General features: G+C 61.3%; 18 protein-coding genes. 7 read left to right on the top strand and 11 right to left on the bottom strand.

Features of this window, described 5'->3' with window-relative positions; genetic code table 11:
* The first annotated feature begins 133 nt into the window (after nucleotides 1-133).
* The 3 genes from E9677_RS23795 (at nucleotide 134) to E9677_RS23805 (ending at nucleotide 5090) form a co-directional block, all read left to right on the top strand.
* On the top strand, nucleotides 134-1309 hold the full coding sequence (locus E9677_RS23795; protein ID WP_136560549.1) for a glycosyltransferase: 1176 nt from the start codon (nucleotides 134-136) through the stop codon (nucleotides 1307-1309).
* Between the two features lie 318 nt (nucleotides 1310-1627).
* A complete protein-coding gene (locus E9677_RS23800; RefSeq protein ID WP_205910194.1) occupies nucleotides 1628-3661 on the top strand; it encodes a glycosyltransferase in 2034 nt (677 codons plus the stop codon).
* Between the two features lie 220 nt (nucleotides 3662-3881).
* Nucleotides 3882-5090: a glycosyltransferase family 4 protein gene (locus E9677_RS23805; RefSeq protein ID WP_168801326.1), complete on the top strand. Its 1209-nt coding sequence runs from the start codon at nucleotides 3882-3884 to the stop codon at nucleotides 5088-5090.
* 68 nt (nucleotides 5091-5158) lie between these two features.
* Here the strand turns inward: E9677_RS23805 and E9677_RS23810 are convergent, their stop codons facing one another.
* Complete coding sequence (locus E9677_RS23810; RefSeq protein ID WP_136560552.1) at nucleotides 5159-6697, bottom strand: oligosaccharide flippase family protein; 1539 nt, start codon at nucleotides 6695-6697, stop codon at nucleotides 5159-5161.
* A gap of 221 nt (nucleotides 6698-6918) precedes the next feature.
* On the bottom strand, nucleotides 6919-7908 hold the full coding sequence (locus E9677_RS23815; RefSeq protein ID WP_136560553.1) for a LysR family transcriptional regulator: 990 nt from the start codon (nucleotides 7906-7908) through the stop codon (nucleotides 6919-6921).
* A 186-nt stretch (nucleotides 7909-8094) separates the two neighbouring features.
* Here E9677_RS23815 and E9677_RS23820 point away from each other — a divergent pair, with 186 nt between their 5' ends.
* The 3 genes from E9677_RS23820 to E9677_RS23830 are packed head-to-tail and all read left to right on the top strand — an operon-like array spanning nucleotide 8095 to nucleotide 11032.
* On the top strand, nucleotides 8095-9051 hold the full coding sequence (locus tag E9677_RS23820) for a VOC family protein (RefSeq protein WP_136560554.1): 957 nt from the start codon (nucleotides 8095-8097) through the stop codon (nucleotides 9049-9051).
* A gap of 13 nt (nucleotides 9052-9064) precedes the next feature.
* On the top strand, nucleotides 9065-9727 hold the full coding sequence (locus E9677_RS23825; protein WP_136560555.1) for an alpha/beta hydrolase: 663 nt from the start codon (nucleotides 9065-9067) through the stop codon (nucleotides 9725-9727).
* A 30-nt stretch (nucleotides 9728-9757) separates the two neighbouring features.
* Nucleotides 9758-11032 (top strand): ABC transporter substrate-binding protein, encoded by a 1275-nt coding sequence (locus tag E9677_RS23830; protein ID WP_136560556.1) that lies wholly within the window; start codon nucleotides 9758-9760, stop codon nucleotides 11030-11032.
* An 86-nt stretch (nucleotides 11033-11118) separates the two neighbouring features.
* Here the strand turns inward: E9677_RS23830 and E9677_RS23835 are convergent, their stop codons facing one another.
* The 9 genes from E9677_RS23835 to E9677_RS23875 all read right to left on the bottom strand — a co-directional run bounded on the left by E9677_RS23835 (nucleotide 11119) and on the right by E9677_RS23875 (nucleotide 20508).
* On the bottom strand, nucleotides 11119-12000 hold the full coding sequence (locus E9677_RS23835) for an intradiol ring-cleavage dioxygenase (protein ID WP_136560557.1): 882 nt from the start codon (nucleotides 11998-12000) through the stop codon (nucleotides 11119-11121).
* Nucleotides 12001-12009: 9 nt separating this feature from the next.
* Nucleotides 12010-13764 (bottom strand): FAD-dependent oxidoreductase, encoded by a 1755-nt coding sequence (locus E9677_RS23840; RefSeq protein ID WP_136560558.1) that lies wholly within the window; start codon nucleotides 13762-13764, stop codon nucleotides 12010-12012.
* Complete coding sequence (locus E9677_RS23845) at nucleotides 13757-14872, bottom strand: branched-chain amino acid ABC transporter permease (protein ID WP_235883089.1); 1116 nt, start codon at nucleotides 14870-14872, stop codon at nucleotides 13757-13759. Before E9677_RS23845 ends, E9677_RS23840 begins: the two co-directional genes overlap by 8 nt.
* A 7-nt stretch (nucleotides 14873-14879) precedes the next feature.
* Nucleotides 14880-15743 carry a branched-chain amino acid ABC transporter permease gene (locus E9677_RS23850; protein ID WP_136560559.1) on the bottom strand — a complete coding sequence of 288 codons (864 nt, stop codon included), beginning with the start codon at nucleotides 15741-15743 and terminating at the stop codon, nucleotides 14880-14882.
* Nucleotides 15730-16449: an ABC transporter ATP-binding protein gene (locus E9677_RS23855; protein WP_136560560.1), complete on the bottom strand. Its 720-nt coding sequence runs from the start codon at nucleotides 16447-16449 to the stop codon at nucleotides 15730-15732. Before E9677_RS23855 ends, E9677_RS23850 begins: the two co-directional genes overlap by 14 nt.
* 3 nt (nucleotides 16450-16452) lie before the next feature.
* Entirely contained in the window at nucleotides 16453-17172 is a 720-nt protein-coding gene (locus E9677_RS23860; protein WP_136560561.1) for an ABC transporter ATP-binding protein, read from the bottom strand.
* Nucleotides 17173-17241: 69 nt separating this feature from the next.
* Nucleotides 17242-18522 (bottom strand): ABC transporter substrate-binding protein, encoded by a 1281-nt coding sequence (locus tag E9677_RS23865; protein WP_136560562.1) that lies wholly within the window; start codon nucleotides 18520-18522, stop codon nucleotides 17242-17244.
* A 61-nt stretch (nucleotides 18523-18583) separates the two neighbouring features.
* Nucleotides 18584-19639, bottom strand: coding sequence for a maleylacetate reductase (locus E9677_RS23870; protein WP_136560563.1), 1056 nt, complete (start codon nucleotides 19637-19639; stop codon nucleotides 18584-18586).
* A complete protein-coding gene (locus tag E9677_RS23875) occupies nucleotides 19636-20508 on the bottom strand; it encodes a dioxygenase family protein (protein WP_136560564.1) in 873 nt (290 codons plus the stop codon). The genes E9677_RS23870 and E9677_RS23875 overlap by 4 nt, the downstream gene beginning before the upstream one ends.
* Before the next feature lie 98 nt (nucleotides 20509-20606).
* On the opposite strand from E9677_RS23875, the gene E9677_RS23880 reads away from it, so the two are divergent.
* The gene (locus E9677_RS23880; RefSeq protein ID WP_136560565.1) at nucleotides 20607-21557 is read left to right on the top strand and encodes a LysR family transcriptional regulator; all 951 of its coding nucleotides are present in this window, start codon (nucleotides 20607-20609) and stop codon (nucleotides 21555-21557) included.
* Nucleotides 21558-21592 lie beyond the last annotated feature (35 nt).

Below are 21592 nucleotides of genomic sequence, written 5' to 3' on the forward strand. Positions count from 1 at the left end.
GACGCTGCCTCCTTCGGCCGAGCATTTTCGACGATCTCGAAGGGATTGTTCCTACTGGTGACCTTAGGGCGCTCTTCGCGAGCGGCTGCATGCCTGCCTAGAGTGCGATGCTCAAGCGACGGGAATGACGAGCATGCGGGTAGCGATTGTCCATTACTGGCTGGTGTCGATGCGTGGCGGCGAAAAAGTCGTCGAGGCGCTGTGCGACATGTATCCCGACGCAGACATTTTCACCTTGGTCTGCGATCACGACAAAATCTCGGATAAGCTCAAGCGGCACAGGATTTTCACATCCTTCCTGCAGCGCATTCCGGGGGCAAAGAAGCGGTACCAGTCGATGCTGCCGCTGATGCCCTTTGCGCTCGAGGGGTTCGATCTCACCGGATACGATCTGATCCTGTCGAGTGAATCCGGGCCTGCGAAAGGGATCATCCCTCCGCCACAGGCCGTGCATATTTGTTATTGTCACTCGCCGATGCGCTACATTTGGGATCATTACCATCTGTACCGGCGCAATGCCGGGTTCCTGGCGAAGATGATGATGCCGCTGGTCGCACCGCTGATCAGGACCTGGGATGCGAATTCGAGCCTGAGGGTCGATCGCTTCGTCGCCAATTCGCATCACGTGGCCAGCCGCATCGCAAAATACTATCGCCGCTCTTCCGTGGTGCTTCACCCACCCGTCGCCGTCGATGATTTCGCGCCAGTGACTGGCGTCGACGACTTCTATCTCTGTGCCGGCCAGATCGTGCCTTACAAACGTATCGACCTCGCCGTTCGTACCTTCACGAAACTCAACCGCAATCTCGTGGTTGTCGGCGATGGTGACAGCCAGGATGTCGCGGCACTCAAACGGATGGCGGGGCCGACGATCCGGTTCACGGGGCCGGCTTCTTTCGCCGAGCTCAAGGACTATCTCGCCCGCTGCCGCGCCCTGATATTCCCCGGGGAGGAGGATTTCGGCATCGTGCCGGTCGAGGCAATGGCCAGCGGACGGCCCGTGATCGCCTTTGGGATGGGTGGTGCACTCGATACTATCGTCCCTGGCCACACCGGACTGTTGTTCAAGGAGCAGACGGTGGAGTCCCTGGCCAGCTCCATAGATCTCTTCGAGACGATGGAGCAACGCTTCTATCCTGAACTCATCCAGCTTCATGCTGCACAGTTCAGTGTCGCCAACTTCAAGGCCGGAATGAAAAGGGTCATCGATCAGGCGCTTTCGGAACGTCACACGGTGGTCGATGTGAAGCCATATGCAACATCGCTTTCGCCGGTTTTCGAGGGAGTGAGCCATGCGCCCCTGCATTGAATTTGGCGGCCGGCTGGCGCACGCCGAAGTTCGCAGTCCAAAAGAGGGAACGGGTCCTACCCCTTTTTGATGACTTGTCGCCAGCAGTACCGACTAGGAGGCGGAAGTGACGGTCAATAGACTGCAAAATCGGTGGTTTAGCGATCGGCGCGGTCGTGCTGGATTGTGTCAGTCGTGTCTCCGCCCGGGGATGGAATGCCGTATGTCGCAGTAATGTTGGGTCCGGAAACTTCCGAACATGGCTGCGGTCACAAAGGAGAATGGCATGGCTAGAGTGTTTCAGTATGCGTCTGCCGACATCCAGGACTGGTCATCAAAATGACTGCATCCTTCGCGATCAACGGTCGGTTCCTTGCTCAAAATCTGAGCGGGGTTCAGAGATACGCCGGCAACATCGTGAACGCTCTTGACCAGACCGAAGCTGCGCGCGGATCGACTCTGCTATTTCCCAAGGGCGTCCGGCATCCCGTCTATGAGAGACTGGATGCAGTCGAAGTGGGCGCACTCGGCGGCTACGGCTGGGAGCAAGTCGAGCTTCCGATCGCAGCGCGGGGGCGGCGGCTTCTCAACCTTTGCAACATGGCGCCGGTGATCAAAAGCGAGCAGATCGTCTGCATCCATGACACAAATGTGCTCTCCTCACCTGACAGCTATACGCGCGGCTTTCGCGCCGCGTATCGCAGCCTTCAACCTCTTTTTGCGCGGAGAGCCGTGAGAATTGCGACCGTATCGCATGCCTCGGCGCGGCAGATCGCACGCTATCTGCCGATCTCGCTTTCGCAGATCGTTGTGTTGCCGAACGGTCATGAACACGCGCTTCTTTGGGATGCGGATCTGGCCAGTTTGCCCGCAGAGCTTCCCGTCCATGAGGGAGACAGGCCATTCGTCTTGGCGATTGGCTCCGGTGCAAGGCACAAGAATATGGCTCTGCTCGTCGAAATTGCGCCGTGGCTCGACACATCAGGCATCAACGTCGTCATCGCCGGTGGAAACGATATCGGCGACCGGGAGGACCGCACTCTTCCCGGCAATGTTCACAGGTGCGGCCGAGTTTCCGACAACGACCTCGCCTATTTGCTTGATCATGCGCTCTGCCTTGCCTTTCCGTCGCTCACGGAGGGCTTCGGACTGCCCATTGTCGAGGCGATGGCGCGTGGCTGTCCTGTCGTTTCATCCGATTGCGCAAGTATGCCCGAAGTCTGCGGCGCAGCCGCGCTCATGGGGTCGCCGCTCGATCCTGCGCAATGGGTCAAGCATATTGAGACGCTTGCCATGTCTCCGCGGTTGCAGGTCGATCTTGCCGGGCGCGGGCGGGAGAGGTGCAAGAATTTCTCCTGGCGTGATAGTGCCGAAGGCTATCTGGAACTCCTTGAAACTCCGGCGGTTGCCAAGAGACGTGTATTCCCCTCGGCGCCGCCGCCTGCTCCGCGAATCGCGGCCGTGTTTGCCACGCTTGGGCGGCCGGAGATCGTCTCCAAGACCGTGCGGCATTTCCTGTCGACCCAACGGCTGGCTCCGTCCGCAGTCCTCGTCTCCTGTGTGACGCCCGAGGATGCCGGGGACCTTGTTCATCTTGAAGGTTTGACGATCGTGTTGGGACCCGTCGGATTGGCGAGCCAACGGAATACGGCCCTCAACGCGCTTGATCCGCAAACAGACATTGTGGTCTTCTTCGATGATGATTTCATAGCCCACCCGAACTGGCTGGCAGAGGCTGCGAAGGTCTTTCAGGACGAGAGTTCTGTTGTCGGGATCACCGGCGATGTCATTGCAGATGGGATCAAGGGGCCGGGCATCGCCTTCGAAGAGGCTGCGCGCACGGTCGCGGCCGAAGCCGAAGCAGGCGCAAAACGATGTATCGAAACTTTCAGCCCCTATGGCTGCAACATGGCGTTTCGGATGAAGGCCATAGGCTCGCTTCGTTTCGACGACCGGCTTGTCCTTTACGGCTGGCTGGAGGATCGGGACTTTGGCGCTGCGCTGGCCAAGAAAGGGGGGCGCCTCGTTAAATGGTCCGGCTGCCAAGGTGTACATATGGGTGTCAAGAGTGGCCGCACTAGCGGCGTGCGGCTGGGCTATTCACAGGTCGCAAATCCTCTTTACCTTTTGAAAAAGGGGACCATGAAGCCTCATCTCGTCGCAGCCCAAATCTTCAAAAACATCGCGAGCAACGTCGGAAGGCTGCTATTGCCTGAACCCTATGTGGATCGGAAGGGGCGATTGAGGGGAAACATCCGCGCAATTGTGGACGGAATGACCGGAGAATTGGCGCCCGAACGGGCAGCCGATCTGGGTAAAAAGCGAACAGTGGTCGCTAAAGAGGGGAAACCGGCAGGCGCTGGTGGGGCCTGACGCCTGTCCAGGCTGGGAATGTTAGGCAAGCCGCTTTCGGTGGCGGCGGATGCGGACGAATATGTGGCTAGGTGCACTTTTGTGTCAGCGTAGGGGACGCGTGATGACGGGACTGACGGATGCCAGCGGGACCAAACGACTTCCGCGTCGCGTGGTGCTAATCAGCGACCTTTGCGAGCCGCGGGACGGCCCCTCAGTAATTGCGCTACGGAATGCCACAATGCTTGCGGATCGCGGTCTGTTGGTTGAATATTTCTGCGGTGATTTCGGAAGGAATGAAGACCTAGCGCAGAGTGGCGTTACTTTACATGCAGTGGGTGCCAGCGATCTTCGCAACAGTTCCTTTGCGATGGCTGTGGTCAAGGGGCTCTACAACATCCCGGCGGCCCGGCGGCTGAGATCGCTCATCCGGTCGAAGGACACGCCCGAGACACTCTATCATGTTCACAACTGGTCCAAAATCCTCTCGCCCTCCATCTTTGATGCGCTTCGGCCGGTGATGGACCGTGTCGTCCTCACGGCGCATGATTATTTTCTTGCCTGCCCGAATGGTGGTTACTTCCACTTCCAGCAGGGCCTGCCCTGCACGAAAAGGCCGTTGTCCTTGTCGTGTCTGGGTGCCAATTGCGACCGTCGGTCTCGTCTCGAGAAGACATGGCGGATTGTCCGGGACATCGAGCGGCGGTTTCTGATGGATATATCGGGCTCGGGGGCGACGGTGCTTGCCGTGCACGAAGGCATGGTTCCGCTGCTTGAGAGGGGGGGAATCCCTGCCCATGTCATCAAGGTGCTGCGCAATCCCGTTCAATCCTGGTCTGAAAAGCGCGTGCGCGCCGAAGGAAACCGCAGTTTCCTGTTTGTCGGTCGCCTTGAACACGACAAGGGCGTTCTGCTCCTCGCCGAAGCTGCGAAGCAGGCGAAGGTACCTGTGACATTCGTGGGTGAGGGCGCTCTCGCTTCCGACATTGCCGCCATCTATCCGGGCGCGAGGATCGCGGGTTTTAAGGACCATAGAGGCCTCAAGGAGGTTGCGGCTGAAACGCGATGCCTCGTCGTGCCGACGCGTTCCCGCGAGACTTTTTCGCTCGTTGCCTACGAGGCATTGACCTCCGGCATCCCAGTAATCATCAGCGATTTTGCGGCAACGCGCGACGAGATCCTGGAGCACGGGGTGGGTCTGTCCTGCAATCCTTACGAAACAGGTGGCCTCAGCCGTTGTTTGGCCGAATTGGCTACTGATGACGCCCGAATCTCCCAGATGAGCTTCAAAGGCTTCCGGGATCGGGAGAAGCTTGCGCTGTCTTCGATGGATTGGGAGCGAAGCCTTCTCGATATCTATCGTCAGCAGATGCAAAAGGCTGGATCACGGCAAAAGGCGCCAATTGGCCAGCGGCGGCGTGCAGTCGCCTCAATTCCCTTGCTTGGCTGAGTGTCTTTTGGAGTGCATCGGGGCGCCAGAATCTTCGTTGCCAAATTCCATTGCAATCGGATTTGCGCTCAGCGAGCCAGTATTTTCCGCATCATCAACAGAAGCAAGGATTCGCAGCTGTCCGGAGAGCCGGCGATCTTCCACAGGATCAGGGTTGTGCCGGCAAAAATCGTGATGCCAAGTCCAGAGACCCAAGCCAGATTGAAGAAGGTCTGCAGCACGCTGTCATCGGGGGTGAACAGTGATTGCGCCGTGTACAGGAAGAACGCTATTGGGATCATTGCGACTGTGGGTCGCAGCAGGCTCGAGAGCTGCGCCAGAATGCCAATTCGGATCAGTTTTTTGACGAAAAAGAGATTGACCAGGAAGCCGACCATTGCCGCGATGGCATGCCCTATCAGCAGCCCTTGCAAGGTCATGGCCATTGTCAGTCCGACCACTAGAGGAACCTTCACGCTAAACTCGATAGCCAGCTTCTCGAAAGCAACCCTCGTCCTGTTCAGAGACATGGCGAGCGCCGGCAAGAGCACCGTTGGCGCGTAACCCACGGCGGCTGCCAAGGCGAGCCAGGACAGGATGCCTGCGGTTTCCCGCCAAGAGGGGCCTAGGATAAGATGGATGATGGGGGCGGCCAGCATTCCCATCGTCAGAAACAGAGGGGCAGCGATCGAATAGACCCCTGCCGATGCCTTCAGGTAGGCCTTGTCCAAAGCACCTGCCTGATGTGCCATAACGAATGCGGAAAACAGGGGTGGCGTGATGGGCTGGATGATCGCCTGAGCCGGTATGGCTATCAGATTGTCGGCCCAAGTGAACTGGCCGAATGTCCCTATGTCGACATAGCGGGGCAACACCACCTTGTCCGCTTGCCAGTTGACCGCTGACAGGAATTGCCGAGCGGCATTCCAGCCCAGCATGTCGGAGAAGATATGCCAGTCGCGGAGCGTGAAGCGAAATCGCTGCGGGGCGAGGAAATAGGAGGCGACCATTGCCAGCGCCGTGCTGGAAATCTTGCCGATGGCGATTGCCCAATAGCTGCCGGTGGCGATCGCCAGTATGGAGGCAATCACGAGTGCACCAGCCTTGGCTATGATGTCGAGCGCCACGTCGCGCCTGAAGTCCATGACCCTGTTATATTCCGTCAGTTTCTGGCTCAGCAGTCCGCGCAGGGCGGGCGCGAGAGACAGCGCTGATTGCAGAGCGATCAAGCGGGGTTCCTGATAGAGCAGGGACAGCGGCCAGGCCATCATGCAGAGAAGTGCTATGATCGTTAGCGCACGGAGTGCGGCGATCGACAGCGCGGTATCATACATGCTTTCCGTCGGCTGCTCGTGGTTCAGAAGTGCTGCTGCCAGTGGCATCTCGGAAAGAGTTTCGACGATCAGCACGGCGGTCATCGCCATCGCGACGAGGCCGAACTCTTCGGGTCCGAGAAAACGGGCGAGAATCAGCAAGGTGACGAAATCGAGACATTTCGTAAAAAGGCGGCCGCATGTCGCCAGAAGCCCGGCCCTGGCCGTTCGCTCAGATAGCGGGGACCTAGCTTTGCTTCCCGGCACAGGAAAGACGTCGCCGCCGGCATCGAGCTGCGTCATGGCAGATGCCATATGACTGGTCGTCCAACGCGTCTTCGCCGGCTGACCTTGACTGACTTCATCGCGGCTACATCCCTGAGCGGCCCAGAAACTATTGCAGTGTCAAAGCTATGGCAGGTTCTCGAACAGAGATTGAGTTGTCTATCTGTGTCCGGGCTAATCCTTTTGGCCGGCGTGGTGGTAGGGACGTGCGTGAACTGGCTTCCACGAGGCTCATCAATCGCGATTGGCGATCAATCATCGCTCGCCCGATCTCGCTCGGCCAGGAAGGGGCCTTGGCCCCAGACGATCGATCTTTCGTGGCGTTCGATGACCTTTTTGAGGTCGGTGAATTCCCTGACGATATGGTCCTGGAACTTGCGGCAGGCGGGGTTGGGATAGGTCTTGCGCTTGGTGATGATGCCGAGCGTTCGTTCGGGTTGGGGGATGTCGACGGGGACGATCGAGATCTTGTTCTCGCCCTTGAAGGAAAAGACCACCGAATGCGGCAGGATGGCCAAGGCATCGGTCGAGGCGATGTAATTGACGACAGACAGAAGCGAGCCACCCGAGTAGCGAACCTGCAACTCGCTGATGCCGAGCGTGATCAGGATATTGTGCAGGTCGAGCACGAGCGGTGAGCCCGGCAGGGGGGCGACCCAGGGATAGGTCAGTATGTCGTCGATGCTGAGGCGCCGCTTGCGCAAAAGTGGATGGCCGACGGCGCAGGTGAGCACATTGCGTCCGGGCAGGATCGGCCGGAACTCGAAATCAGTCTTCAGGTCGGTGCTGCCGATCGGCGTGATTGCCATGTCGATCTGGCTGGAGTCGAGCTCGCTCAACAGATCCGGCAGGTTGCCATAGGACTGCTCGACCATGATGTCGCGTTCCTGACCCTGGAAAGAAGCGATCATCTGGGAGATCACGGCATCCATGAAGAAGGGAACGCCGCCGACCTTGATACGGCCGGCCGTGCCGGATTGGAAGCTTCTGATAATCTCGACGGCCTTGCGCGATGCGCCGAGGATCGCGCGGCCCTGGATCGCGAGCTGTTGGCCGAGCGGTGTCAGCTGCAGCGGCCTCTTGCCCGGGATGAAGAGCGGCTCACCCACGCGTCGCTCCAGCATGGACAAGGTGCGTGACACCGCCGGTTGGGTCATGCCAAGCAGGGCAGCCCCTTCCGTGACGCCTCCAGTTTCGGCGACGGCCGCGAGCTGAACGAGGTGACGTTCATCGATCTTCATAGCAATCTGCTATACGGAACATAAGCAATTTTATCAACAGACGGCCCGCGCGCCGATATAGTCTGATCATTGGGAGGATCCGATCCGACGCGAGGAGAACGGGTGTGGCAGGCGCTGCCGCAGGAGGGCCCGTGCGTTTCAGGTCGGCTCCGTGCCTGCACGCGCAGACTATGGAGGAGAAATAGTATGTCGTTCATCTCGGGTTATCATCACCTCACGCTGAGCACCGACGGTGCGCAGGAGGACTATGATTTTTACACAAAGACACTTGGCCTGCACTCGATCAAGCGTACCGTGCTGTTCGATGGCGTGATCCCGGTCTATCATCTGTACTACGGTGGCAAGAACGGTGACGCTTCGACCATCGTCACGACCTTCCCTTTCAAGAAGCCGGGGATTTACGGCAAGCGCGGTACCAATCAGTCCAAGATCATCCAGCTTGCCATCCCGGTCGGATCTGCCGACTTCTGGGTCGACCGGCTGAACGAGCGCGGTATTCCAGCCAGAAAGACGAGCCGCTTCGGCATCACGCGTGTTGCCCTCGCCCATCCCTGCGGCATTGACCACGAACTGGTCGAAAGCCCGGCCGATACCCGCCCGCCGATCACGAGCGATGCCAACGGCGTCGGCCCGGCACATGGCATCCGTGGCATTTACGGCGCGGCCGTCGCGGTTTTCGATCGCACCTCCATGGACGACTTCCTGACAGTGGCGATGGGCATGACGAAGGAAGCCGACAGCGATGAGGGCCTGATGTTCTCGGTGCCGAACAACGGTGGCCCGTCGAGTATGGTCGAGGTTCTGCACCAGCCGACGGGGCCGCAGGGCACCTGGACGCTCTCCGGTGGCACGATCCATCACCTGGCGCTCAATACCGGCAATGAAGAGAACCAGCTGAAGCTGAAGGCCCATATCGAGGGCCTCGGTTTCACAGACGTCTCCGACCAGAAGGACCGGAACTACTTCAAGTCCTGCTATGTGCGGTCTCCCGGTGGCGCGCTCTTCGAGATCGCCTGGTCGGTCGAAGGTGGATGGGCACTGGACGAGCCAGCTGACGCCATTGGCACCACGCTGGTCTTCCCGCCCTGGTTCGAGGATCGCCGCGAGGAGTTGATCGCCGGCCTCGAACCCGCAAACTTCTAAGCGGGGGGCGATCATGGCCATTCATGGGGAGCCTCTGACCGCAGGCGTTGCACCGGCGGAGGCTGACGTCCTCTGCATTTTTGTCCACGGGCGCACCCAATCGCCCGAGGACATGATGGAGCAGGTCATCAGCCAGCTCTCGGTGCGCGGCGTATCATACTGCCTGCCGCGCGCCACCGGCAATTCCTGGTACGCGGCGCGCGCAACGGATGCGCTCACCGATCCGACACGCGAGGAACTCCATAGGTCACTCGATTACATCAACGGGCTCGTGGGGGCCCTGCGACAGGCGGGCGGCAGGGAGAAGCCGCTTCTCATCGGCGGTTTCAGCCAGGGCGCCTGCCTGTCGCTTGAATATGCTATGAGTTTCGGCCCGTGGAACGGGGCGATGGTCAATCTCACGGGATGCCGTGTCGGCCTGACCGCAGACCATCGCCCGGCCGAGGACCTCGACGGAATGCCCGTCTATCTCACCGGTTCGGACCAGGACCCGTGGATCCCGGTCTCGGCCTTCGCGGAGGCCTCAGAGGCGCTTGGGAGGGCGCGGGCAAGGCTCAGGTGTGAACTCTTTCCTGGGCGCACGCATCAGGCGTCCGAGATGGAGGTTGCGGCGCTGGAGGCCATGCTTCGTGATCTTGCGGAGGGAAGCCGACCGTTTCGCCGCGTCGCGGCGTAATTTTGCAGACACAACAGGGAGGAGGACAGCATGATCACGCGCAGAAAACTGCTGAAGGCGGGGGCCGCAACAGGACTCGCCTACGGCTTCGGAGGCCTCGCTGCACCAGCGATCGCACAAGGGGCCAAGATCAAGCTCGGCTATGTGAGCCCGCAGACGGGACCGCTCGCGAGCTTCGGCGAGAGCGACGCCTATAACATCGCCTCCTTCCTCGCGACCGAGGTGGGCAAGAACTTCGAGATTATCGTCAAGGACAGCCAGTCGAACCCGAACCGTGCGGCGGACGTGGCGAAGGAACTTATCCTGTCGGACGAGATCAACCTGATGCTGGTCGCCTCGACGCCTGAAAACACCAATCCGGTGGCCACCACCTGCGAGGCGGAGGGCATTCCCTGCATCTCCACCAAGGCGCCATGGCAGCCCTGGTTCATCGGACAGCAGGGCAATCCGGGCGATCCGACGAGCTGGAAACCGTTCGAATTCGCTTACCATTACTTCTGGGGTCTGGAAGACGTGATCGCCGTCTTCACCAATATGTGGAACCAGCTCGACACCAACAAGAAGGTTGGTGGGCTCTTCCCCAATGATGCCGACGGCAATGCCTGGGGCGATCCCAATGTGGGGCTGAAACCGGGCCTGGCGCAGGCGGGCTTCGATTTGCTCGATCCGGGCCGTTACCAGAACCTCACCGACGATTTTACCGCCCAGGTGAACGCCTTCAAGGACGGGCAGTGCGATATCATCACCGGTGTCGTCATTCCGCCCGACTTCACCACCTTCTGGAACCAGGCCAAGCAGCAGGGCTTCAATCCGAAGGCGCTGACGGTGGCCAAGGCCATCCTCTTCCCGCAATCGGTGGAAACGCTGGGGGCCGCCGGTCATAATCTGTCGTCAGAAGTCTGGTGGTCGGCGCAGCATCCCTTCAAGTCATCCGTGACGGGACAGAGTGCCGCCGAGCTCGCGGCGGACTTCACGGCCAAGACCGGCCGTCCCTGGACGCAGCCGATCGGCTTCATCCATTCGCTGTTCGAGATGGCAACCGATGTCATGGGCCGGGTGGAGGACGTGACAGATGCCGAAGCCGTGGCCGGCGCGATTGCGGCCTCGAAGGTCGACACGATCGTCGGCCGCGTCGAATGGAACGGGCAAGGTGTGCCGCCGTTTGCCGCAAAGAACGTCACGAAGACACCGCTGGTCGGCGGTCAATGGCGTCGCAAGGACGACGGCACCTTCGATCTGGTCATCGTCGACAACAAGACAGCGCCGAATATTCCGGTCGCAGGGACGATGGAAGCACTGGCCTAAGGGCAGAAAGAGGGCGCGGTTCGCGCCCTCATCCGGCATCCCTGTTTCGGACAGCAGTTGGACAAGCCCGAGCATGACGACGGACATCAGTCCGTCCGAACCAGCACGAAGTCGTGCTTCACCTCCCAGAACTCCTCGGTAAACTCATAGTCGGTTGCACGGGCCGCATCCTTCTGGCGGACGAACTCTGCGAGCAGGCTTTCCTTCACGCCGAAGACCGCGTCCGAGTGGATGTAGGGATCATCCGGATCGAAGATATGCGTGACGAGTGTCTCAAAACCCTCGGCCTTGATGATGTAGTGCAGATGCGCCGGGCGATAGGGGTGACGGCCGAGTTGGCCGAGCAACTGGCCGACCGGGCCGTTGTCGGGGATGGGATAGAATTTCGGTTTTACCGCCCGGAACCAGTACTGCCCGTCCGGCCCGGTGCGGAAGACGCCGCGCAGGTTGAAGTCGGGCTGGATGCCCTTTTGCTGGACGTCGTAGAAGCCCTCGTCATTGGCCTGCCAAACGTCGATCACGGCATTGGCGATCGGCTTGCCCTCGGTGTCGAGGATGCGGCCCTCGATCACCATGTCCTCGCCCTTGGCATCGAGGCAGATATTGGCCCCCATCGGCAGTTCGGGGGCGTCCGCCACATGGAATGGGCCGAGCACCGTGCTTTCCGAGGCGCCCGAGGGTTTGCGGTTGTTGACGGCATCGACCAGCATCGATACACCCAGCACGTCTGACAGCAGGATGAACTCCTGGCGCCATTCGTTGCACATCTGGCCGGTGCGGGTCAGGAAGAGGATTGCCTCCATCCATTCGCCCTGGGTCGGCTCCAGTTCCTTGACCGCCTCGTGCAGCTTGCGGGTGATGACTTCCATCACCTGCTTGAGACGCTCGTCCTTGGCATTGGCGTTGCGGCCGGTGACGACCTCGACGGAGGTCTCCTCAGTGAAGTAGCCCTTTTCATGCGCTTCCATGATCGTTCCTCACCGGTCCAAAATGGTTTTCAGGACGCGCCGCAGCTCTCCTTCGGGGTCAGAGACCGCTGCTTCCGCACGCCAGGCAACGTGATGGTCCGGGCGAACCAATAGCGCACCGGAATCGCGGATCTCGCGAGCACGAGCCCAATCGCCGGAAAAATCCTGCCAGGTCTGGCGCGGGCCGATCTTGTGCACCGTGATCGGCAGGCCGAATTCCTTCGACAGTGACTTTGCAGCAGACACCCAGCCATCGCCGCCGATGCCTGTCAGAACGGTGAAGACGCCATGGCCTGTGAGGTCGAGGCTCGAAACCTTTTCACCTTCCGGGCCGAAGAGCCAGACATGCGGCAGCCGGGCGCCGGGCCAGCTGGTCGGCTGGTGATGCAGTTCGGCATCCTTTTCGAAGGCCGGTTCAGGCTGCCCGTCGGTCACGACAGCGCCGGACTTGTAGCGCTGGTTCATCTCGACACCATGCGCGTCGAATTCGTAGACCTTATGCGCGATCGCCTGGCGGATCGCCTCACGCTGAGTTTCCGCATCGGCAGTGTCGTCGCAGCGGGCATCCATGTTTTCCTGCATCTTCACCGGATCGACGGAATCGAGCAGGCCGAGGGCCTTGAAGATCGGACCGAATTCCTCGATCGACTTGTTGGCGCGGGTGACGATCTGCTTGGCGACCGGCGCGCGCTCGGCCTGGTAGCTGTCGAGCAGGCCCATGCCGGCCTGGCCTCTGATAACGGCAGCAAGCTTCCAGGCGAGGTTGAAGGCATCCTGAATCGAGGTGTTGGATCCCAACCCGTTCGACGGCGGATGGCGGTGGGTGGCGTCACCCATGCAGAAGACCCGGCCGTTCGACATCGTGGTCGCGTACATGTTGTTGACGGTCCAGGTGGAGACCGACTTGATCTTCGGCTGCAGGTCCTGAACACCGACGAGATCGCGCACCACCTTGGTGGCGAAGGCATCGTCGACCGCCGGTGCCGGCTGATTGATGTCGTAACCCCAAACTACAAGCCATTCGTTCCACGGGCGGACCATGCGGACCAGACCCATGCCGATGCCGCCGACGTCGGCTCCCGGCTGCAGCACCCAGTAGAGCACCGAGGGGCGGTGGGCGACATAGCGGGAGAGGTCGCATTCGAAGAGGATGTTCATCGAACCGGCGACGCCCATCTTGCCTTCGAAGGTGAGGCCGGCATGTTCGGCAACCTTGGAGTTGCCGCCGTCGGCGCCGACCAGGAACTTCGAGCGGATGGTGATCTCCTTGCCGGTCAGCCGGTCGCAGCAGGTGGTCGTCACACCGTCGGCATCCTGCACGTGGCTCAGATACTCCGTCGACATTCGTGACTGCGCACCGCGCGAGCAGGCGGTCTTGAAGAGCAGCGGCTCCATATAGGTTTGCGGCAGGTCATTCATCCGGCCGGGCGAAGACAGGAGATGTTCGGCGCGCGACAGCGGATGGTTGCCCCAGCTCTGCATGCGGCCGATTTCTTCGCCGGCGACGGCCGTGCAGAAGACGTTCTGGCCCATCAGGTCCTGCTCGGTCGCGTACATGTAGGCTTCGTCCTCGACGTCGCGGCCGAGATCGCGCAGAACCTCCATCGTGCGCTGGTTGGTGATGTGGGCACGCGGCGTGGTCGCCAGCCAGCGATAGCGGTTGATCACCAGCGGCTCAAGGCCGTAGCTCGCGAGCAGCGCGGCCGTTGCCGAGCCGGCCGGCCCGGTGCCGATAATCAGGACGTCGGTTGTGATGTCAGCCATTTGGCCCTCCCTTTGTCGTTTGTTCAAGCGATCCACCCCTCAAGGTGCGGCGGACCGGAAAGAGTTCGATGCCGGTGCGGTCGGTGATCAGGCCCCAGATCCCGCGCGGCGCAAAAAGCATGGTGACGATGGCGAGTGCGCCAAGCAGCAGCAGGTACCAGGACCCGTAGCTCGAGAGCGCATTCTGCATCAGGAAGAAGATGATCACGCCGAGGATCGGGCCCTCGATTGTGCCGATGCCGCCGATCACCACGATGAAGATGACATAGGCCGTCCAGTCGGTGAGCGAGAAGGCGGCATCGGGTGAGATGCGGGCCTTCTGCAGATAGATGAGTGCGCCGACGACGCCGGTGATGAAGGCGGTGGAGAGATAGATCACCAGCTTCAGCTTCTGGGCGTCCACACCGAGTGCCCGGGCGGCGGTCTCATTGTCGCGCACGGCGGCAAGGCCAAGGCCTTGCTTGGAACGCAGCAGGCGGTAGACGAACCAGATGGTCAGCACGAGGACGATCAGCGCCAGCCAGAAGGCGATGGCGTCAGCAGCTGCTGCGGTTCGCATGCCGAACCAATCTTCGAGGAACGAGACGCCGAACATTTCGCGCGTCGTGTCGCGTGGCAATGAGGTGCCGGTGCCGCCGCCGAGCGCCTTCCACTGGGCAAAGAGCAAGCGACCGACCTCGGCGATGACCCAGGTGCCGATGGCGAAATAGGGACCATAGAGGCGGAAGGCGAGGAAGGCGGTTGGTATCGAGACCAACACGGCGAAGAGGCCGGCAAGCGGGATGGCCAGGATCGGATCGACACCGAGAAGGATGACGAAGCCGAAGAGTGCATAGGCGCCGCAGCCGACGAAGAGTTGCTGGCCGACGGAGATGAGCCCGGCATAACCGGCCAGCAGGTTCCAGCTCTGGGCGAGCGCAAGCATGGTCAGGATGAAGAACAGGTCCTGTACCACGCCGCGTGAGACGACGAAGGGGGCGGCTGCCAGAAGCAGGACGAAGAGGATCGCAGCGAGCGAGAACAGCGCGGAGAGGCGGGTGCGGGTTTCCACGCGCCAGGAGGGGCGAGGGCGCATCACGTTCGACAGGACTTCTCTGTTGGCGTTCATCGTCACCTCAATCGACAGCGCGGGGGAAGAGGCCCCGCGGACGGAACAGCAGGACGAGCAGGAAAGCGATATGGCCCGAGAGGATCTGCCATTCCGGGTTGATGGCGGCTCCGAGCGTTTGTGCAACACCCAGAATAATGCCGCCGGCAAGCGTGCCCCAGAGCGAGCCGAGGCCACCGATGATGACCGCTTCGAAGGCGTAGATCAGGCGCGCCGGCCCTGCAGTCGGATCGAAATTGGCGCGAGTGCCGAGATAGAGAGCGGCGATCGTGACGATCACCATGGCAAGGCCCGTTGCGATGGCGAAGATCTGGTTCGGGCGGATGCCCATCAGGCCTGCCGTCACCACGTCGTCTGAGGTTGCGCGGAATGCGCGTCCGAGGGCTGTCTTGTAGATCAGCTGATTGAGACCGACGATGACCAGGATCGCGGAGGCGAAGGTCAGGAGCGGCATGACGCCGGCATTGATGCCGCCGAGCGAGACCGATGCCTGTTCCAGCGCGCCTGCGGGAATGCGCTGGCTGTCGGCGGTAAAGGCTTCGAGCAGGCCGTTCTGGATGACGATCGACAGGCCGAAGGTGACGAGCAGCGGCGGCAGGATATCCTTGCCCAGGGTCCGGTTGAGCAGATGATACTGCAGGAGATAGCCGACGACGAACATCAGGGGTCCGGCAATCACGGCGGCGACGAAGGGGTTGAGCCCCAGTGTCGAGACGAGCATCAGGATGAGAAAGGCCGAAAAAACGATCAGGTCGCCGTGGGCGAGATTGACCAGCCGCATGATGCCGAAGACGAGCGACAGGCCCGCCGCGAAGAGGGCGTAGAGCCCGCCGAGCAGAATGCCCTGGAGAATGGTATCAAGCCAGTTCATGGGTTTCCGCTCCGAAATAGGCCGCGTGGATGTCGGCGCGGTCGAGTTCTGCGGGGCGCCCTTCGAGCGTGACCCGGCCTTCCATCATGCAATAGACGCGGTCTGCGACCTTCAACGCCTGGGCGATGTCCTGCTCGACGATGACGATTGCGGCCCCCGTTTCCCGGATGCGCGGGAAGGCGGCGTAGATGTCCTTGATGACGACAGGGGCGAGGCCGAGGCTGAGTTCGTCGCAGAGCAGCACTTCCGGATTGGACATGAGTGCCCGGCCGATCGCGACCATCTGCTGCTGGCCGCCTGAAAGTGCCGTTGAGGGATTGCGGCGCCGCTCCTTCAGGATGGGGAAGAGTTCATAGACCGTTTCGAGCGACCAGGGTCCATCGACCTTTCGCCCATGACGACCGACGAGCAGGTTTTCTTCGACCGTGAGCGACGGGAATAGCCGGCGCCCTTCGGGAACCAGCGCGATGCCGCGTGCCATGACATCGGGTGCGGCGAGCGCGCCGATCGGCTGGCCACGATGCAGGACGGCCGCTGGCTCATTGCGTAGCACGCCTGATATCGAGCGCATCAGCGTCGATTTTCCTGCCCCATTTGCCCCGATGACGGCAATCGTCTCGCCGGGGTTGAGGACGATGTTGACGCCGAACAGAGCCTGGAAGTCGCCGTAGAAGGCAGTGAGGTTCTTGGTTTCGATGAGGCTCATGGTTCAGACCTCCATGCCGAGATAGATCTCGCGCACTTCGCGCGAATTCATGATGGTCTGCGGATCGCCATGGCCGATCATTCGCCCGAAATTCAGGACCAGGATCTTTTCCGCGACGGCATTCAGCGCATGCAGAACATGTTCGATCCAGATGATCGCCATGCCGCGCTGGTGGACGCGCTTGATCGTCGCGACCAGTTGCCGGCATTCGCCCTCGGTCAGCCCGCCGGCGATCTCGTCGAGCAGGAGAAGCTTGGGCTTGGTGGCAAGAGCCCGGGCGAGTTCCAGGCGCTTGCGCTCCAAAAGCGAAAGGCTGCCGGCCGGGCGGTTCGCCTTGTCGATCAGGCCGGTCTCGACGAGGATTTCGGCGCAGAACTCAGCGACCTCGACTTCGCTGCTTTCGCTGCCAAAAGCGCCGGCAACAAGCAGGTTTTCATAGACCGTCAGCCGCTCGAATGGCTGCGGGATCTGGAAGGTGCGGCCCATGCCGGCGAAACAGCGCTGCATCGGCGGGATATTGGTCACGTCACGGCCATCAAAGCGGATCGTGCCCTTGGCGACGGAGAGGTTGCCGGTGATCAGGTTGAACAGTGTCGACTTGCCGGCGCCGTTCGGTCCGATGACGCCCAAAGCTTCGCCTGCCTCGACGGAAAAGCCGATATCCTCGGCGACCACGAGGGCCCCGAAGGATTTCGACACGCCATTCAATTCCAGGATCGGCATGGATACTCCTCCGTCAGGCTGGCGGCGGCCCGGAGCGATCGGGACGCCGCTGCCATGGGTTCACAGGATTCAGCTCAGCGCTTCCATCTTGCCGCCAAGCGGGATGTTCGTTGCCTGGCCGTTCTCGACGACGACGAGGTCGTAGCCGCCGCCGGATTTCAGGCGCCACTGGCCACCGACGAGCGGGGTCTTGGCAACGTTTTTCTGGGCGAAGGGCGGCAGGTTTGCGTTGTTCCAGGCAATCGGGCCGACCAGCGTGTCGAGCTTGGTTTCGCCGATGGCCTTGGCCACGGCATCGCCGTCCGTCACGTCTTCCGCGCGCTTCATCACGTCGACCGCGAGCTCGAAGAGCGCATGGGCAAAGCCGATCGGCTGTGTCCACGGGCGGCCGGTGGCTGTGGTGAAGGCGGCGGCCACATCGGCCGCGGTCTCGCCTGTCAGCGACGACTTGAACGGGTGGGATGGTGTCCACCAGACCTCGGTCGAGAGGTTGTGACCTGCATCGCCCAGCGCTTCCACAGTCTGCGGGAAGAGCAGCGCCTTGCCGATCGAGGCGATCTTCGGCTTCAGGCCCTGCTGCTTGGCCTGGTTCCAGAAGGTGGTGAGGTCAGGCGGGATCATCACGCCGGTGAGGATCTCCGTCTCGGCCTGTTTGAAGGCGTTGATCTGGGCGGAAAAATCGTCCGTCAGGTTCTGATAGCGGCCGGTGTCAGTGAGGTCATAGCCGAGCTTTTCGAGGACTGGCGGGAAGCCGACGACCTTGTCGCCCCAGGCATTGCCGTCGCCGTCGTTCGGGAAGAGGCCGCCCACCTTCTTGTTGGTCTCGATCTGGCCCCACATGCCGGTGAAGACGGCAATGATGTCTTCGAGGCCCCAGAAGAAGTGGTAGGCATAGTTGAATGGCTTCCAGCTCGCGGGATCGCCGGGATTGCCCTGCTGGCCGATGAACCAGGGCTGCCAGGGGGCGACCGTTGACAGGCAGGGGATCTGCTCGGCTTCGCAGGTGGTGGAAACCGGATTGGTCGTTTCCGGCGTCGAGGAGACGAGCATCAGGTTGATCTCGTCGTCGACGATCAGTTCCTTGGCGACTTCGGCCGCACGGTTCGGATTGGACTGGCTGTCCTTGACGATGACCTCGTAGTTCAGGCCCATCTTCTTCGTTGTTGCGAGGAAGCTGTCGATGACGAATTTGTCGGCCTCACCGAAGCCCGCGAGCGGGCCTGTCTGAGGGCTGACATAGCCGAGCTTTACAGCTGCCGTTTGCGCAATCGCCGGCGCCGCAAGGCCCGAGGTTGCCAGCACGGCGCCGCCGGCTGCCGTCGTTTGCAGGAATTTGCGTCTCGTAAACATGTTTCCTCCCATCATCGTCTCTCCTCCCAAAGAGTGCGCCAAGCGCGAGATGTCGTCTCGGTCAGTCGGGCCTTACGCCCTCCCAGGCATTTTGCAGAAGTGTGCGGATCGACGAGCTGTCGATCGGGCGCGGGTTCCAGTAGGGGGTTTCGACAGCGATATCGGCAGCGCGATCGAGATCGGCTTCACTCAGCCCGAAATCCTTGAGCGACAGCGGCGCGCCGATCGACTTGGCAAAGTCCCAGAGACCGCCGCCTATCGGACCACCGAAGAGTTCGGCTGCGGCCGCGAGTTCTGTTTTGGCAGCCTCAGCGTTGAAGGCCGCCGTGTGTGGCAACATGACCGCATGGGTTTCGGCATGCGGCGTATCGAAGGAGCCGCCCAGCGTGTGGCAGATCTTGTGATGCAGCGCCATGCCGACGGTGCCGAGCACCGTGCCGCAGAGCCATGCGCCATAGAGCGCTTGTGCCCGCGCATCGGTGTCTTCAGGGCTCTTCACCAGAACCGGAAGGCTATCCCTGAAGGCGCGCAGGCCATCGAGGGCCATCAGCGTCGAGACAGGGTTGCGATCCTGGGCGTAGAGTCCCTCGACCGCATGGGCCATCGCGTTGAGACCGCTGGTGACGCTCATGCCGACCGGAAGACCAAGGGTGAGATCCGGATCGTAGATGACGACTTCCGGCAGGATGCTTGCGTTCCGCACGGTCGTCTTGCGACCGCCTTCAGTCTGGCCGAGGATCGGGGTGACTTCGGAGCCGGCATAGGTGGTGGGAATGACCACCTGCGGCAGATCGGTGCGATAGGCGATCGCCTTGCCAAGCCCGGTGGTCGAGCCGCCCCCCAGCGAGACGACGCAATCGGCGCCAGTCTCCGCAACGACCTTCAGGGCGGTTTCCGTGACCTCGACCGGTGTGTGCATTACGGCGCCTGAGAATACGCCGACGGATAAGGCACCGAGCCGTTCTGACAAGGCCTCGGCATCCGATTTCTGATGGGGCGTTGCGAGAACGAGCGCCTGCTTGCACCCCAGCGCCTCGACGGACGATGCGACGTCGTTACTGCGGCCTGAGCCAAAGACAATGCGGGCCGGACTGCCAGTATAGGTGAAGCTCTTCATTTGCTCCTCCCTTGCCGCGCGCGGACCATGACGAACCTGACGCTGACGCACGATGTTGGCTTGCCGTCGATCATGGCTCGGTCGAACGGTTGAACCAGTTCCGGGCGTACGCCGAACAGGGCGTCTTCGCCGAGCCTTGGGTCATCTGCATCATAAATGTGGGTGGTGATGGTTTCGAAACCCGGTGCGCGCACGACGAAATGCAGATGGGCGGGGCGGTGCAGTGGATAGCCTGCCTGAGCGAACAGGCGTCCCACCGGCCCGTCGCCGGGAACGCTATAGCCAGCGGGCCGGACCGTGTGATACTGGAATTTTCCGTCCTGATCGGCGCGAAACAGGCCTCTCAGATTGAATTCGGGCTGGAGGTCCGGCTGCTGGTTCTCGTAGTAACCTTCGGCGTTTGCCTGCCAGGTGATGATTTCGGCCGTCGTCACCGGAAGCCCGTCGAGGTCTTCAATATGCCCTTCGACCAAGAGTGGCTCGCCTGCATCATCGAGCGAAATAGAACTGCCAAGGGCACGCTGCGGCGTATCGGCCCTGAAGAACGGTCCCCTGATGGTGTTGGGCGTGGCGCCGGCGGGGCGGCGCGAATTGATCTCTTCGACCAGGGCTGAGGCGCCGACGAGATCGGAGAACAGCACCCATTCCTGGCGCCGTTCATCCGAGGCATGGCCGACCTCGGTCAGGAAATCGAGCACCTTGCGCCATTGCTCCGGCGTGGGGCGGAATTCCTTGATGAGCTCATGAACATGGCCGACTGCGGCAGAAAGCAGCCGTGCGGTTGCATCATCCGTTGCGCCAAAACGGCTCGCAAACGCTTCGGCAGATGTCGCTTCGTTGAAGGTGATGAGTTCGGCGGCCCGCGACATGCATCTCCTCCCAAATCCGCATTGCTGGTCGGGAAGAAGCTAGCAGGGCTGGAATGCATGATTGATGATTTGTTTCGGGCTCAATATAACAATCCGTTATGAAGTTCGACGAGCGACATCTCATTCAGCTCGCCGCCGTCGTGAAAACGGGTGGCGTGACCGAGGGGGCGGCCCTTTTGGGGCTCGCACAGCCCGCCGTTTCGCGCACGCTGTCGATGCTGGAGAAGCGCATCGGCGAGCCGCTCTTCATCAAGGGGCGGCGCCCGCTGCAACCGACGCCGCTTGGAATTGCGCTTGCTGAACATGGGCTTGCGATGCTCGCCGCCTCGCGGAAGGCCTCTGACCTGATGGAGAGTTTTCGGGTCGGAAAGAGCGGAGTGGTGCGGATCGGGGGCAGTCCGTTTTTCATGGATTCACTGATCTCGACCATGTGCGCGGAGTTCCAGGCTACGCATCCGGATGTTCGGATCGACCAGTCCTATGGCTACTTCCCGGACCTGCGGGCGGCCCTCAAGGCGGACCAGATCGACCTCGCCATCTGCCCGATCGATATTCTCGACGAAGGCTCGGGCCTCGCCTTCCAGCAGATCCTGCCGGGACGCAATGTGATTGCCTGCCGCGTCACGCATCCGCTGCTCCTGAAGCGGCGGCTTCAGCCTTCGCAACTCCTCGATTTTCCGTGGGTTGCGCCGCCGCCGGGCAGCCCGCTGCTCGCCGACCTCAGGGCCTTGCTGCTCTCTTTTGGCGCAACGGAGATCCGGATTCGATATTCGGGTGGCTCGCTTGCCAGCGTGGTCAACTATCTCAAGGGAGCAGATGCGCTGACAGTTATGCCGCACAGCGTCGTCTTTTCCCAACGCAAGGAGAAGACGATCACGGCTTTGCCGATCAATATCCCCCATCCAGAGCGAGCCCTCGCCATACTTCGCCGGGTGGACGCGCCGCGTTCACCGGCAGTCGAGCAGTTCTCCACCTTTGTACAGTCCGGTTTCGACAGCCTGAAGCACCTGATCAAACGGCATGAAGAGGCCGTGGTCTGGGGGAATTGAGGCGTCGCCGGCATTCCTGTCGGCGACATTTCTGC

The organism is Peteryoungia rhizophila, from assembly GCF_004912145.1.
In the GTDB taxonomy this organism is placed as follows: Bacteria; Pseudomonadota; Alphaproteobacteria; order Rhizobiales; family Rhizobiaceae; genus Allorhizobium; species Allorhizobium rhizophilum.

Bases quoted from the DNA above. Each gene is read 5' to 3' on its own strand.
- E9677_RS23880 (WP_136560565.1), top strand. From the start codon at position 20,607: ATGAAGTTCGACGAGCGACATCTCATTCAGCTCGCCGCCGTCGTGAAA.
- E9677_RS23845 (WP_235883089.1), bottom strand. From the start codon at position 14,872: ATGAACGCCAACAGAGAAGTCCTGTCGAACGTGATGCGCCCTCGCCCC.
- E9677_RS23805 (WP_168801326.1), top strand. From the start codon at position 3,882: ATGCTTGCGGATCGCGGTCTGTTGGTTGAATATTTCTGCGGTGATTTC.
- E9677_RS23810 (WP_136560552.1), bottom strand. From the start codon at position 6,697: ATGGCATCTGCCATGACGCAGCTCGATGCCGGCGGCGACGTCTTTCCT.
- E9677_RS23820 (WP_136560554.1), top strand. From the start codon at position 8,095: ATGTCGTTCATCTCGGGTTATCATCACCTCACGCTGAGCACCGACGGT.
- E9677_RS23865 (WP_136560562.1), bottom strand. From the start codon at position 18,522: ATGTTTACGAGACGCAAATTCCTGCAAACGACGGCAGCCGGCGGCGCC.
- E9677_RS23870 (WP_136560563.1), bottom strand. From the start codon at position 19,639: ATGAAGAGCTTCACCTATACTGGCAGTCCGGCCCGCATTGTCTTTGGC.
- E9677_RS23860 (WP_136560561.1), bottom strand. From the start codon at position 17,172: ATGCCGATCCTGGAATTGAATGGCGTGTCGAAATCCTTCGGGGCCCTC.
- E9677_RS23795 (WP_136560549.1), top strand. From the start codon at position 134: ATGCGGGTAGCGATTGTCCATTACTGGCTGGTGTCGATGCGTGGCGGC.
- E9677_RS23840 (WP_136560558.1), bottom strand. From the start codon at position 13,764: ATGGCTGACATCACAACCGACGTCCTGATTATCGGCACCGGGCCGGCC.
- E9677_RS23830 (WP_136560556.1), top strand. From the start codon at position 9,758: ATGATCACGCGCAGAAAACTGCTGAAGGCGGGGGCCGCAACAGGACTC.
- E9677_RS23850 (WP_136560559.1), bottom strand. From the start codon at position 15,743: ATGAACTGGCTTGATACCATTCTCCAGGGCATTCTGCTCGGCGGGCTC.
- E9677_RS23855 (WP_136560560.1), bottom strand. From the start codon at position 16,449: ATGAGCCTCATCGAAACCAAGAACCTCACTGCCTTCTACGGCGACTTC.
- E9677_RS23825 (WP_136560555.1), top strand. From the start codon at position 9,065: ATGGCCATTCATGGGGAGCCTCTGACCGCAGGCGTTGCACCGGCGGAG.
- E9677_RS23800 (WP_205910194.1), top strand. From the start codon at position 1,628: ATGACTGCATCCTTCGCGATCAACGGTCGGTTCCTTGCTCAAAATCTG.
- E9677_RS23835 (WP_136560557.1), bottom strand. From the start codon at position 12,000: ATGGAAGCGCATGAAAAGGGCTACTTCACTGAGGAGACCTCCGTCGAG.
- E9677_RS23815 (WP_136560553.1), bottom strand. From the start codon at position 7,908: ATGAAGATCGATGAACGTCACCTCGTTCAGCTCGCGGCCGTCGCCGAA.
- E9677_RS23875 (WP_136560564.1), bottom strand. From the start codon at position 20,508: ATGTCGCGGGCCGCCGAACTCATCACCTTCAACGAAGCGACATCTGCC.